Source organism: Pseudomonas sp. RIT288 (genome assembly GCF_000631985.1).
In the GTDB taxonomy this organism is placed as follows: Bacteria; Pseudomonadota; Gammaproteobacteria; order Pseudomonadales; family Pseudomonadaceae; genus Aquipseudomonas.
Genome location: NZ_JFYN01000012.1, coordinates 537,275 through 550,466 on the forward strand (window position 1 = coordinate 537,275; position 13,192 = coordinate 550,466).

General features: G+C 60.3%; 15 protein-coding genes. 7 read left to right on the plus strand and 8 right to left on the minus strand.

The window, feature by feature from the left end; genetic code table 11:
• Positions 1 to 266 precede the first annotated feature (266 nt).
• The gene (locus tag BW33_RS14025; RefSeq protein WP_047599615.1) at positions 267 to 755 is read left to right on the plus strand and encodes a GNAT family N-acetyltransferase; all 489 of its coding nucleotides are present in this window, start codon (positions 267 to 269) and stop codon (positions 753 to 755) included.
• A gap of 123 nt (positions 756 to 878) precedes the next feature.
• On the opposite strand, the gene BW33_RS14030 is transcribed toward BW33_RS14025, so the two are convergent.
• Positions 879 to 1,484 carry a pyridoxamine 5'-phosphate oxidase family protein gene (locus BW33_RS14030; protein ID WP_047599617.1) on the minus strand — a complete coding sequence of 202 codons (606 nt, stop codon included), beginning with the start codon at positions 1,482 to 1,484 and terminating at the stop codon, positions 879 to 881.
• Positions 1,485 to 1,502: 18 nt separating this feature from the next.
• Positions 1,503 to 1,988, minus strand: a complete 486-nt coding sequence (locus BW33_RS14035) for a GNAT family N-acetyltransferase (RefSeq protein WP_047599618.1) — start codon at positions 1,986 to 1,988, stop codon at positions 1,503 to 1,505.
• Between the two features lie 141 nt (positions 1,989 to 2,129).
• Between BW33_RS14035 and BW33_RS14040 the strand changes: the two genes are divergently transcribed.
• Genes BW33_RS14040 through BW33_RS14050 form a run of 3 tightly spaced genes read left to right on the plus strand, consistent with a single transcriptional unit; the run spans position 2,130 to position 4,162 of the window.
• Positions 2,130 to 2,555: a YybH family protein gene (locus BW33_RS14040; protein ID WP_047599620.1), complete on the plus strand. Its 426-nt coding sequence runs from the start codon at positions 2,130 to 2,132 to the stop codon at positions 2,553 to 2,555.
• A gap of 40 nt (positions 2,556 to 2,595) precedes the next feature.
• On the plus strand, positions 2,596 to 2,940 hold the full coding sequence (locus tag BW33_RS14045; RefSeq protein WP_047599621.1) for a YciI family protein: 345 nt from the start codon (positions 2,596 to 2,598) through the stop codon (positions 2,938 to 2,940).
• Entirely contained in the window at positions 2,933 to 4,162 is a 1,230-nt protein-coding gene (locus tag BW33_RS14050; RefSeq protein WP_047599623.1) for an RNA polymerase sigma factor, read from the plus strand. The genes BW33_RS14045 and BW33_RS14050 overlap by 8 nt, the downstream gene beginning before the upstream one ends.
• Positions 4,163 to 4,268: 106 nt before the next feature.
• On the opposite strand, the gene BW33_RS14055 is transcribed toward BW33_RS14050, so the two are convergent.
• Entirely contained in the window at positions 4,269 to 5,123 is an 855-nt protein-coding gene (locus BW33_RS14055) for a LysR family transcriptional regulator (protein ID WP_047599624.1), read from the minus strand.
• A gap of 89 nt (positions 5,124 to 5,212) precedes the next feature.
• Here BW33_RS14055 and BW33_RS14060 point away from each other — a divergent pair, with 89 nt between their 5' ends.
• Positions 5,213 to 5,650: a multidrug/biocide efflux PACE transporter gene (locus tag BW33_RS14060; RefSeq protein WP_047599625.1), complete on the plus strand. Its 438-nt coding sequence runs from the start codon at positions 5,213 to 5,215 to the stop codon at positions 5,648 to 5,650.
• 114 nt (positions 5,651 to 5,764) lie between these two features.
• On the opposite strand, the gene BW33_RS14065 is transcribed toward BW33_RS14060, so the two are convergent.
• Positions 5,765 to 6,520, minus strand: coding sequence for an SDR family NAD(P)-dependent oxidoreductase (locus BW33_RS14065; RefSeq protein WP_047599627.1), 756 nt, complete (start codon positions 6,518 to 6,520; stop codon positions 5,765 to 5,767).
• A 120-nt stretch (positions 6,521 to 6,640) separates the two neighbouring features.
• Between BW33_RS14065 and BW33_RS14070 the strand changes: the two genes are divergently transcribed.
• Positions 6,641 to 7,537, plus strand: coding sequence for a LysR family transcriptional regulator (locus BW33_RS14070; protein ID WP_047599629.1), 897 nt, complete (start codon positions 6,641 to 6,643; stop codon positions 7,535 to 7,537).
• A 111-nt stretch (positions 7,538 to 7,648) separates the two neighbouring features.
• On the opposite strand, the gene BW33_RS14075 is transcribed toward BW33_RS14070, so the two are convergent.
• A complete protein-coding gene (locus tag BW33_RS14075) occupies positions 7,649 to 9,265 on the minus strand; it encodes an inorganic phosphate transporter (protein WP_047599631.1) in 1,617 nt (538 codons plus the stop codon).
• A 249-nt stretch (positions 9,266 to 9,514) separates the two neighbouring features.
• On the minus strand, positions 9,515 to 10,537 hold the full coding sequence (locus BW33_RS14080) for a transporter (protein ID WP_047599633.1): 1,023 nt from the start codon (positions 10,535 to 10,537) through the stop codon (positions 9,515 to 9,517).
• A gap of 381 nt (positions 10,538 to 10,918) precedes the next feature.
• Between BW33_RS14080 and BW33_RS14085 the strand changes: the two genes are divergently transcribed.
• On the plus strand, positions 10,919 to 11,365 hold the full coding sequence (locus BW33_RS14085; protein WP_047599635.1) for a hypothetical protein: 447 nt from the start codon (positions 10,919 to 10,921) through the stop codon (positions 11,363 to 11,365).
• 122 nt (positions 11,366 to 11,487) lie between these two features.
• Here BW33_RS14085 and BW33_RS14090 read toward each other — a convergent pair whose 3' ends face one another.
• Both BW33_RS14090 and BW33_RS14095 read right to left on the minus strand, forming a co-directional pair.
• Entirely contained in the window at positions 11,488 to 12,663 is a 1,176-nt protein-coding gene (locus BW33_RS14090) for a GAF domain-containing sensor histidine kinase (protein ID WP_047599636.1), read from the minus strand.
• A 161-nt stretch (positions 12,664 to 12,824) separates the two neighbouring features.
• Positions 12,825 to 13,130 (minus strand): PepSY domain-containing protein, encoded by a 306-nt coding sequence (locus tag BW33_RS14095; RefSeq protein ID WP_007917758.1) that lies wholly within the window; start codon positions 13,128 to 13,130, stop codon positions 12,825 to 12,827.
• Positions 13,131 to 13,192: the final 62 nt, after the last annotated feature.

Genomic DNA, 13,192 nt, shown 5'->3' on the forward strand with positions numbered 1-13,192 from the left:
TTGCCCACCCGTCGCGCCCGCAACAGGTCGATACCCAGGGTGATAAAGCCGAACGTACTGATGCCCAACACCATCAACAGGCCGATTTCAACGCTGCTCATAAGCGGTTTCCCCCAAGGGTGATCAGAGACACACCGCAGAAATAGCCCGTCACCCGCACGAAGAAAAGCGCTTATACGCAGGCTTTACGCCCCCCGCGCAGATCGATATGAGCACCTTATTCCTTTATGCTTTGCAGACTTTTTTCCGCTGATTTTCGAGCTGCCATGAACACCGTCATCCGCAACGTCACTGCCGCCGACCTGGATCGCTGCTACGCCATCGAAACTGTTGCCTACGAAGGCGATGAAGCCGCCACTCGCGAGAAGATCGCCACGCGCATTGCCACCTGGCCCGAGGGTTTCATCGTTGCCGAGGTGGACGGTGTGGTCGCCGGGTTCATCAACTCGGGTGCGGCGTTTGATGTGCAGATGTCCGACGAAGCGTTCAAGGAGCTGATCGGTCACGATCCCGCGGGGCCGAACGTGGTGATCATGTCAGTGGTGGTGCACCCGGACTATCAGGGCCAGGGCCTGGCCAAGCGCTTGATGGCCGAGTTCATCGAGCGCATGCGCGGGATGGACAAGGCGACGATTCATCTGATGTGCAAGGAGAAGCACATTGCGCTGTATGCCGGGTTTGGCTTTGCCTACATCAAACCGTCGGAGTCAGACCATGGCGGGATGGCGTGGCACGAGATGACCCTGACTCTCTAAGTCATCACCAATCAAAACCTGTAGGAGCTGCCGCAGGCTGCGATCTTTTGATCTTGATCTTCTCAACAGCAAGATCAAAAGATCGCAGCCTGCGGCAGCTCCTGCAAAGGGGTCGGTGGTGGGTCAGTAGAGGGTGTCGCGCACTCGCTTGGGTGCTTCGCGATCGTAGGTCTCGGCGTCGAACCGGCCGTCATTCAGGCGTTTGTGGAAAGCGCCTGCAGAGGGCAGGGCCGAGCGCGGCAGGTGGGTTTCCGGGTTCCAGGCGTCAGAGCGTACAAAGGCTTTCGAACAGTGGAAAAACGCCGCCTCCACCGTCACCAGCAACACGGTTTTCGCCGGTTTTCCGTTCACCGCAAAGCTCTCCAGCAGCCCCGGTTCAGCGCTGATGGTGGCGGTGCCATTGACCCGCAATGTCTCACCAATGCCCGGAATGATGAACAGCAGCGACACCCGTGGATCGTGCAGCACATTGCGCAGGGTATCGATGCGGTTGTTGCCTGGGCGATCCGGCAGGGCCAAGGTGTTCTGATCGATGATCCGCACGAACCCCGGCGTGTCGCCACGCGGTGAATTGTCCAGACCGTCGGCGCCCACCGAGCTGACGATCACCAGCGGCGACAGGCGCACCATCGCCTGATAATCCTCGTTGAGAAAACTGATCTGCTTGCGCACCGCGCGCTCGTGGGGCAGGCCGTAAATAGCTTCCAGTGCCTCGATTGAATCGATCATCGTGCATCCCTCGATGACTTAGAAAAACAGCCCCATGCGCCGCTCGTAACCGATCCGGCCCTTGTACGCCTCGCCGCTGTCGACGAAACCGTATCTGGCGTACAGCGCGATCGCCGCGTCGTTATCCGCATCCACCGACAGCTCCAGGCCCTTGATCTCCGGCCACGCCTGACGAGCGACGTCGGGCAACGCTTGCAGGCAGGCCTTGCCGTAACCCTTGCCCTGTGCGCGGTGATCGACCTGCAGGGCATGCAGGGTGGCGCTGTGTTCATCGGCCCAGTCCGGTAAAACGGGCGGGCGCTTGAGCAACAGGAACGCCACCGGCACCTGATCGGCCAGCAGGGCAAAGCCTTTGACGCCGGGACCTGGTTTGGACAGCAGCGTATGCAGCGCGCCATGGATGTCGCCGGAGAACTTGATCTGCTCGGGATGGATTTCAATCGCCTCGACCTGCTGACGCTGCAAGGCGTTCAGGCTGTCGTACGGCACGAGTTGGGCTGACACGGGAATTTCCTTTTTCCTACAAAGATGAGCCTCGGATTCTAGCGATTTTGTGTTCGGTGGAAATTTTTTGTTTCGACTGTCGATCTGCCCGATGGCCGAACGACTAAGGGGGTCTTCACCACAAAAACCACGGAGAACACCATGAGCGCACAGACTGAAATCCAGTCCCTGATCAACACTTACCGCGAAGCGGTGATGACCAAGGACGTCGACAAAGTCATGGCGTTGTATGCCGATGACATTCTTTCCTTCGACGCGATCAAGGCCCTGCAATTCAAGGGCAAACCCGCTTACCGCGCGCACTGGCAAGCCTGCATGGAGATGTGCCCCGGCCCGCACGTTTTCGAATTCCACGAGATCGCCATCGAAACCGCCGACAACCTCGCTTTCGCCCATTGGGTCGCCAACTGCGGCGGCACCAACGACAAGGGCGAAACCCAGAGCTGCTGGATGCGCGCCACCGCGTGCTATCGGCGGGTGGGCGGGACGTGGAAGATTGTCCACGAGCACTGGTCGGCGCCGTTCGATCCGATGAGCGGCAGCACGCTGTTCGATGTGCAGCCCTGATCTTCAGCCATAGTTGATCCGTTCGATTCAGGAGAACGCCATGAAGTATTTATGCCTGGTCTACAGCGATGAGCGCTTGCTGCATTCGTCGCCCGACAGCCCGGAAGACGCCGAGTGCTGGGCCTACGCCGAGTCGATCCAGGGCAGCGGGCGGATGCTCGCGGCCGAAGCCCTGGAGTCGGTGCAGACTGCGACCACCGTGCGTATGCGCAACGGCAAGCTGTCGATCACCGATGGCCCGTTTGCTGAAACCAAGGAGCAACTGGCCGGTTTCTACCTGATCGATGCCAAGGATCTCAACGAAGCGATTCAGGTCGCCGGCAATATTCCGGCGGCCCGGGTCGGCAGCGTTGAAGTGCGTCCGGTGCGGCAGTTGAATGTCTGAAGTCCGGGCGCGGGTCGAGCAGGTCTATCGCGAAGACTCGCGGCGGATTCTGGCGACGCTGATTCGCCTGCTCGGCGATTTCGACCTCGCCGAAGAAGCCTTGCACGAGGCGTTCTTCGTCGCGGTCGAGCGCTGGCAGCGCGACGGCGTGCCGGACAATCCGCGCACCTGGCTGGTGTCCACCGGGCGCTTCAAGGCCATCGATGTATTGCGCCGCCGCGCCCGCTTCAAGGCCTCGCAGCCGCTGTTGCTGGCGCAGCTTGAAGAGTTGGAACAAGCCGACTGGAGTGGCGAAGATGTGGAAGACGACCGCCTGCGGCTGATCTTCACCTGCTGTCACCCGGCGCTGGCGGCGGATGCGCAAGTGCCGCTGACCCTGCGTGAAGTCTGCGACCTGACCACCGAGGAAATCGCCCGTGCGTTTCTCTCGGCGCCGGCAGCGATTGCCCAGCGCATCGTGCGGGCGAAAGCCAAGATCCGTGACGCGAAAATCCCGTACCAAGTGCCGAGCCTGAGCGAACTGCCCGAACGCCTCGACAGCGTGTTGCGGGTGATTTATCTGGTGTTCAACGAAGGCTATTCGGCGTCGGGCGGGGTTGAATTGACGCGTGAAGATCTGACCCGTGAGGCGATCAGGTTGGGGCGACTGTTGATGGAGTTGCTGCCAGAGCCGGAGGTGATGGGGCTGTTGGCGATGATGCTGTTGCACGAATCGCGACGCTCGGCGCGCACTTCGCCGAGGGGTGAACTGGTGCTGCTGGATGATCAGGATCGCTCATTGTGGGATAGCGAGTTGATCGCCGAAGGCTGTGCGCTGGTTGAGCGTGCGCTGATTACCCGGCGATTTGGGCCGTATTGTTTGCAAGCGGCGATTGCCGCAGTGCATGCCGAGGCACCGTCGGCGACGGAGACGGATTGGGAGCAGATCGTCGGCTTGTATGACGTGCTGTTGCGCGCGATGCCTTCGCCGGTGATTGAGTTGAATCGAGCGGTCGCGGTGGCCAAGCGTGATGGCGCGTTGGCAGGGTTGAATCTGATTGAAGGGATTTCGGCGCGAGGGGAGTTGCAGGATTACCACTTGGCGCATTCGGCGCGGGCGGAGTTTTGTCGGCAGTTGGGCAGGGTGGAAGAGGCGAGAGCGGCGTATTTGCGGGCGTTGGAGCTGACCCGGCAAGAGCCGGAGCGGCGGTTTATCGAGGGGCGGCTGAGCGAACTGGATTGAGCTGAACTCTTCGCGGGCACTGCCGACCTCTTCGCGAGCAGGCTCGCTCCCACCTTTGGAATGCATTTCTCTGTGGGAGCGAGCCTGCTCGCGAATGGGGGCGTCGCTATTCCAGCATCTTGCTCAACAACCAACTCCCCGCCGGCCCCGGCGGATACAGCCGCGACCACAAGGCATCGACAAACACCGGTTTCGGCCAGCCGCGCACGTTCAGCTCCACCAGCGAATCATTGCCATAACGCTGCGCCAGCCAACGCGGCAGCGGCGCCCAGCCAAAACCCTTTTCGGCCATCTCCAACAACATCAGATAACTCGGCGCCGACCACACGCGACCTTTGCCACGACTGTCATACGGATTGACGATGGTTGCCAGACGCAATTCACGGTGCTGTTCCAGGATGTGTTGATCGATGTGATCGAGCCTGGCCAGCGCATGGTCGCGATTGACGAACAAGGCGATTTCCGTGCGCTCGGCCACTGTTGACGTCACCAGATCCGGCGGATAGTTCTCTTGCATCTCAGCGAAGGCCAAGTGCGCGCGACCACGCTGGACCAATTCGATCAAGTCATCGCATTCGGCAATCAGACATTCCAGTTCCAGATCCGGATAACGCTGCTCAAACCCGACCAACGCCGCTTCAAAACGGTACGACTGATAAGTGTCGGAAATCGCCACCGTCAGCTTCGGTTCGACGCCTTGGGACAACTGTCGTGCAGTCATTTCCAGGCGACTGTTGGCCGCCAGAATCGCCTCGGCCCGTTGCAGCATCACGTGGCCAGCCGGGGTCAGGGTCGGTTTGCGGCTGCTGCGATCAAACAGGATCAGATCCAGATCAATCTCCAGGCTGGCCACCGCCGCGCTGATGGTCGACTGACTGCGCCCGAGTTTGCGCGCCGCTGCCGAAAACGAACCCTGAGTGGCTGCTTGAACAAACGCCAACAGCACTTCCTGCGAAGCCATGAACTATCGCCTTGATCGATGGTTATTGGTTATGAAGTATCGGTTTGAGGAAGGATCATGGCAACCATCTTCACTCAAGGAGTCAGGCCATGACTGCCAACAAATCCATCACTGAACGTATCTTCCAGGCCATCGGTTTCGAGTGTCTGGCGATCCTGATCTGCACCCCGTTGCTGGCGTGGATCATGAACAAACCGCTGTTGGACATGGGCGCGGTGACCGTGCTGATCGCTCTGCTGGCGCTGGCGTGGAACGTGCTGTTCAACGGCTTCTTCGACCGCATGCTCAAGCGCCTGAACGTCGAGCACAACGGCAGGACACGGGTGATCCACGCGCTGCTGTTCGAAGGCGGGTTGATCGTGATGGGCGTACCGCTGATTGCCTGGTGGCTGTCGGTCAGCCTGTGGCAGGCGTTCTTGCTGGATATCGGTGTGCTGCTGTTTTTCCTGCCGTACACCTATGTGTATCACTGGGGGTATGACGTGGTGCGCGAGCGGTTTGTGCAGCGCAGCGCCTGTCAGGGCTAACCCAATCCCACTGTAGGAGCTGCCGCAGGCTGCGATCTTTTGACTTTGATTTGTTAAAAACAAGATCAAAAGATCGCAGCCTTCGGCAGCTCCTACAGGCATGTATGTTGCCCGTTAGAGGAACATGCCGCCGGATGCTTCAACCCGCTGCCCATTGATCCACTGCCCACCCTCCGACAGCAGCAACGCCAACGCCCCACCAATATCATCCGGCTGGCCGGCGCGCCCCAGGGCCGTATTGCTGGCGACCATCGCATTCACCGCCGCGTTGTCGCGCACAGTGCCGCCGCCAAAGTCGGTTTCAATCGCACCCGGCGCCAGCGTGTTTACGGTGATCTGTCGCGAGCCCAACTCTTTGGCCTGATAGCGAGTCAGCACTTCAATCGCCCCTTTCATCGCCGCATAAGCACTGGCGCCCGGGATGGTGAAACGCGCGAGGCCGCTGGAGATGTTGATGATCCGCCCGCCATCGTTAATCAGTGGCAGCAGTTGCTGAGTCAGGAAGAACGGCCCTTTGAAATGCACGTTCATCAGCATGTCGAATTGCTCGACGGTTGTTTCGGCAAAACTGACGTGCAAACCGACCCCGGCGTTGTTGACCAGAAAATCGAAGCGCTGACGATCAAAGTGCTTGAGCGCCTGCTCGATCTGCGCGGCGAAGTCGGCAAAGCCTTCGCTGCGACTGACGTCCAGTTGCAGCATCACGGCTTTGCCGCCTAGCGCTTCGATTTCGCTTACCAGCGCCTGAGCTTCATCGGCGCGGCTGTTGTAGGTGCCGATGATGTCGATGCCCTGAGCGACAAGGTGCAGTGCGGCGTTTTTGCCCAGGCCACGACTGGCGCCGGTGATGAGTGCGATTTTGCGGTTCATGGGACTTCCTCGATTGCGGTGACTGGTGATGGATCAAAGTTTATTTATCCGCCGGCAGGTGATAAACAGTGTGAAATCGGAATCACTGATCGGTTAAACCGAACAATAGGCTGGTGCCCCATGAACAAACTGGAACTGCTGCGCACCTTCGTCCGGGTCAGCGAGTTATCAAGTTTCACCCTCGCCGGAGAAAACCTCGGCTTGCCACGTTCGACGGTGTCCGAGCATGTGCAAGCACTGGAAGCCCTGCTCGGCACGCGTCTGTTGCAACGCACCACACGCAAGGTGCAGGCGACGCAGGACGGCCTGGTTTTGTATGAGCGCAGCAAGGATCTGCTCTCGCACATGGATGAGATCGAAGGCTTGTTCCGTCAGGACGAAGCCTCGCTGACCGGGCGAATTCGCGTCGACATGCCGAACATTCTCGCCCGGCGCGTGGTGATGCCACGGCTGCCGCAATTCATGGATCGCCATCCCAATCTTGAGCTGGAAATCAGCAGCACCGACCGCCGCGTCGATCTGCTCAGCGAAGGTTTCGATTGCGTGCTGCGGGTCGGCGCGCAACCGGATCAATCAGTGGTGGCGCGGCATCTGTGCGACTTGCCGATGATCAACTGCGCCAGCCCTGCTTACCTTGAACGCCATGGCGTGCCACAGACCCTGGAAGATCTGGTGCAGCATCGGCTGGTGCATTACGTCGGCGTGCTCGGTTCGCGTTCGGAAGGGTTTGTCTATGAGGAGGCGGGGCAGATACGGCGCGTGCCAATGGCCGGCAGTGTCACGGTCAACAGCACCGATGCTTACGAGTCGGCGTGTCTGGGCGGCTTCGGGATTGTGCAGGTGCCCAATACTGGCCTGCGCTCGTATCTGCAAACCGGTGAACTGGTGACGGTGCTGCCGCAATACAACGCACCGGCGATGGCAGTTTCGTTGTTGTATGCGCGGCAACGGCATTTGCCGCTGCGGGTGCGGGTGTTCATGGAGTGGTTGGGCGATGTCATCCGTTCGACGCTCTGACCGATATCACTACCCCCTGTAGGAGCTGCGGCACGCTGCGATCTTTTGCTTGTAAAAAACAAGATCAAAAGATCGCAGCGTGCCGCAGCTCCTACAGAGGATTTTTGGTGATCAGAAGATTTGGGTGAACAACCAGTACAGGCTGCCCGACAGCAGAATCGCCGCCGGCAAGGTCAGCACCCACGCCATCAGCAGATTGCGGATGGTCTTCATCTGCAAACCACCGCCATTGGCGACCATGGTCCCCGCCACACCCGATGACAGCACATGGGTGGTCGATACCGGCAACCCGAACATGTCCGCTGCACCGATGGTCAGCATCGCCACGGTTTCCGCCGAGGCGCCCTGGGCGTAGGTCAGGTGGGTCTTGCCGATCTTCTCGCCGACCGTCACCACAATCCGCTTCCAGCCGACCATGGTGCCGAGGCCCAGAGCGATGGCCACGGCGATCTTCACCCACAACGGAATAAAGCGCGTGGCGTTGTCGATCTGCTGTTTGAACAGTTGCAGTTTGTCAGTGGTGTCGGCGTCGAAATTGCCGACCTTGTTCTTGTCCATCAAGCGAATGCTTTCGCTGGCCAGGTACATGTCGTTACGTACGTTGCCCATGGCTTCGGCCGGGACTTTCGACAGCGAGCCATAGCCTTTCACCTCCGCGCCAATGTGTCCGGTAAGGGCGGCGAGGGCAGGGATCAGTTGCGGCGTGGCTTGCTTGCTGCGCACGTAATCCGACAGCACCGGGCGCGGATCGACCGGGGCTGGCAGCGGGGTATTTTTCATCAGCGCTTGCTGGGTGACTTCGGCGACAGCGGCGAACTGCAACGCCTGATCGGCCGGCATGGTGCGGTTCAACGCGTAAGCCATCGGCAAGGTGCCGACCAGAATCAGCATGATCAGGCCCATGCCTTTCTGCCCGTCGTTGGAGCCGTGGGCGAAAGACACGCCGGTGCAGGTGGCGATCAGCAAACCGCGAATCCACCACGGTGGCGGATTGTTGCCTTCCGGCGCCTTGTACAGCGCGCGATTCTTGATGAAGGCGCGCATGGCCAGCAGCAACAGCGCCGCGCAGCCGAAGCCCACCAGCGGCGACAGCAGCAAGGCGTAACCGATCTTGGTCGCCTGCGCCCAGTCCACGCCGCTGGTGCCGTCGCGCCCGTGCATCAAGGCATTGGCCACGCCGACACCGATGATCGAGCCGATCAAGGTGTGGGAAGAGGAGGCCGGAAGGCCCAGCCACCAGGTGCCGAGGTTCCACAGGATCGCCGCGATCAGCAGGGCGAAGATCATCGCGAAACCGGCGGACGAACCGACCTGCAGAATCAGCTCAACCGGCAGCAGGGCGATGATGCCGAACGCCACCGCGCCGCTGGACAGCAGCACCCCGAGGAAGTTGAAGAAACCCGACCAGACCACCGCCACATTCGGCGGCAGCGAATGGGTGTAGATCACTGTTGCGACCGCGTTGGCGGTGTCGTGGAAACCGTTGACGAACTCGAAGCCCAGCGCAATCAGCAGCGCCACGCCGAGCAGCAGGAACGGGGTCCAGGTGGTGACGGTGGTGCCCAGCTCATGCATGTCGTGCATCAGGCTGTAAGCGGTGAACAACATCCCCATCGCGAGCACCGCGAAGAACACCACGTAAGTGAAAGGGCCGGGTTTTTTATCAAGTGCCGGCCGGCCGCCGTGGGCGGACGTGGGGCGGGCGGCGGTCAGGGAGGGAGTAGCCATGAGCGGACAATCCTGAGCGAGGGAAGGAGTGTCGGTCATGATCGTTGCTAAATATTACAGAGAGACTGCGGCAGGTCAGTGTTTGGCTGAATAACCGGACCACCGATCTGAAGTTCAATGAGGTCCCCTGTGGGAGCGAGCCTGCTCGCGAAGACGGCGTGTCAGTCATCGTCATTGTTGAATGACAGATCGCTTTCGCGAGCAGGCTCGCTCCCACAGGGGAACTGTGCTGGACATCAAGTTTGGTGGTTAGTAATCCCCGCGCTTGCGAAACGCCCAGCGCCCGGCAATCACGGTAAACGTCGCGACCAGCGCCACCAGAATCCAGAACCCCTCCGGATCTGTCGCCAGCGGCACACCCCCCACGTTCATGCCGAAGAAACCGGCGATGATGTTGATCGGCAGCGCCAGCACCGTGACCACGGTCAGGGTGAACAGTGTGCGGTTGCTCTGTTCGTTGAGGTTGGCGGCGATTTCTTCCTGAAGCAGTTTGATCCGCTCGCCGAGGGCGGTCAGGTCGTTGATGATCAGTGCGAACTCCTCGGTGGATTTGCGCAGCTCCTTGACGTCCTCCTTCTGCAGCCACGGCGGCGGCCGGTTGAGCAGGCGCAGCAGTGAACCCGGCTCCAGCGCCAACAGGCGTTGCAGGCGCACCAGCACCCGGCGATTGGCGCCGAGTTCGGCGCGGTTGGTCGACAGCCGCGAGGAGAGCAATTCGTCCTCGACCTGATCGACGCTCATGCTGGTCTTGCGCACGATCTGCGTCAGCACTTCACCCTGATCGCGCAGCAAGTGCACCAACAGTTCCGATGGCGAGCGAAAGCATTCACCGGCCTTCACCGATGAACGCAATTTGTCCACCGAGTGCAGCGGTTGCAGACGTGCGCTGACGATCAGTTTGCTGCGCACGCAGACCCACAGCGTCGACACGTCCGAGGAAACCATGCTGCTGAGGTTGAACACCACGTCGTTGACCACCGCCAGCAAGGCCGAGTCAACGTGTTCGATGCGCGTCGAGCGCGAACCTTCGTGCAGCGCCTCGAAAAACTCTTCGGGCAATTGCAGATGACTTTTCATCCAGCGCTCGCACGCGGCGTGCGCCAGGTTCAAGTGCAGCCAGAGGAATTCATCACTGTCGCTGTCGTCTTGCAGACAACGCAGGGCGGTCGCCGAATCGACTTCACGGCCACGTTCACCGGGACGAAAACGGAAGCCGTAAAGCAAACCGAACAAATCAGGATCGCGATGACTGATATCGAGGCTGTGGTTCATGGAAGCTCGCTGCGAGGAGGGCGTCTGGCGCGGGGTTTTCAGATTCACCTGAGCCGCATCATCGCAATCGCATGTGACGCTTGCGTGACTGCAAAATGACAGCGACCCGGATCATCCACTGGTAACCCGGTGGGGGGGCTTGCTCGCGAATGCGGATGATCATTGAGTGACATGTGGATGACACGCCGCTTTCGCGAGCAAGCTCGCTTCCACCCAGATGCGTGGTGAGATTGCCAATTCCGCCACGGTGATCCGTCGCCTGAGCGCCTGACGTCCGCCGACGTGTACCGGTTCGGATACCGAGTCGGTACACAGTCGATCTCAAATCCGTGCGAGCGCCGCCGATGGCCGGTCATCTAAAACCGGCATTGGAGCCTTCCCATGGTCAGCATCACCTCCGTTTCAATCAATCAGACCGTCACCACCGCCACCAGCAAAACCAGGATCAGCGACGCGAGTGACGACACCTCGACCACTGCAACCAGCAGCACCGGGGTCAGCGCCGATACCAGCAAAGTGGCAGCCGGCGGGGGCGCGGCTCCGGCAGGCGACAGCAGTTCCGACAGCAGCGCTGAATCGGATTCGGTGAAAGCACTGCGCAAGCAGATCGCCGAGCTGCAAAAGCAATTGCAGGAGCAGCAACAGGCGCTGCAAGCGGCTCAGGCCAAGCAGGAAGACGCTGATGCCAAGGCGGCTGACGTGGCCTCTGCCGAGTCGCAAATCTCCAGCACCTCGGCTTCGTTGCAGACCGCGACAGCGGCGTTGTTGCAGGCGTTGCAGGATTCCGGTTCGAGCAGCTCGGGGGCGTTGGTCAGCACTTCGGCTTAAGCATCACGCGATTCCCCTGTAGGAGTGAGCCTGCTCGCGATAGCGGTATATCTGCCATATTCATGGTGACTGACATACCGCTATCGCGAGCAGGCTCACTCCTACAGGGAACTGGGTGTGTTTCAGGCAGTTTGCAGGCTGAAGGTGAACAGCGTGCCGCTCTGGGCGGTGGACGCTACATGCAAATGCCCGCCATGGGACTGGGCGATCTGGCTGGCGATGTACAGCCCCAGACCGAGCCCGGCCTGGGGCGCGCTGCCGGTCGGGCGCGAGTAAGGCTGGAACAGATGCGGCAGAATCGCCTCGGGGATATGCCCCTGGTTTTTCACTGCCAGCATCAACGCACCGTGCTCAACCTGGGCGATCACTTCGATATCCCCATCCGGGTCGCCATGGGCCACGGCATTGGCCAGCAGGTTCGACAGCAGTTGAGCGATCCGCGCCCGGTCGCAGGGCACACCCTGCAAGTCACCGATGGACGCATGAATCATGCGCTGCGGATGCACGTTGCGAATCTCCGTCACCACTTGCTGCACGGCTTCGGTCAAATCCGCGCAGGGCTGGATATCCACTGGAATGCCCTTGCCCAAGCGTCCGCGAGCGAAGTCGAGAACATCATCCACCAACCGCGTCGCCCGTTGCGCACTGCCAAGGATATTGCGTACCCGTATTTCGATGGCGGGATCGGGGTGCTTGCGCAAGAGCATTTCGGCGCCGGCGCTGATCGCGAACAACGGGTTGCGCAAATCGTGGCCGAGCACGGCAATGAACTGTTCGCGCAACTCGGCGGTTTCGCGTTCCTGCAACAACGCGGTTTCGGTGCGCTGCGCGTTTTCCTCGGCTTCGATCTGCAGCGCGAGCATCCGCGCGAACGACTCCATGGTGCTCTGAATGCTGCTGGACTTGAGTTGCGCGGGGTTCGGATCGAGCGCGCAGATCGTGCCGAAAAAGCGTCCGTCGGTGCGGAACACCGGCACCGAAATATAGCTCTCGAATTTGTACAGGCGCGGGGTGTGATGATCGCGGTAGAGCGGGTCTTCACTGGCCTTGTCGATCACCACCGAGAGGTGCGACTGGCGGATTTCATGGCACAGCGTGGTGACCACATCCAGCTCGCCGCCGACCTCCAGGCCAAAGTTCAGTTGATCGAGCACCGCACAGGTGACCCAGGAGTCCTCGGTAACCCGCGCCACGGCGGCAAATCGCAGGCCGGTCAGTTCGCGGATCACTTGAAGGATCGCCGGAACCGCGCTGATCCGTCCGATTGTCGCGATGTCTGCTGCCGCTGTCTGCCCCATGCCCATCGTTCTCGGCTGCAATCGTTTATCTGATGGTCGCCATACTAGCGGTCTGATGGCGGTTTTGGCATCCCTTCAGGCTGCATTCGCGTGATTCGCCGGGCAACGGACGCAAAAAAGCCGCACGATCGCTGATCGTGCGGCTTTGCTTTGGCGGTGTATCAGGTGTCTTGCTTGTTGCTCAGCACTTTGCCGGTGGTGGCATCGAAGTCGACGTCGAACTCTTTGCCATCGGCGGTTTTCAGCTCGACTTCGTACTCGTAACCGTTGAAGTGGTTATCCAGATCGGTGTCGGTGATGGTCGCACCCGGGTGCAGTTTCAGTGCCTCGGCGTTCATCGATTCCAGCGACTTGATCTTGCCGGATTTGACCAGCTCAGGGATCTGGTCGACGCGGACATCAGCCTGGGCCAGGCCAGCAGTCAGGGTCAGGGCAGCGGCGGTAAACAGGGCAGTCAAAGTTTTCATCGGGTCATTCCTTGGGTTGTTCGTTGAAGTGGGCTCAGGTTAACCACTGCAACTTAACTCAC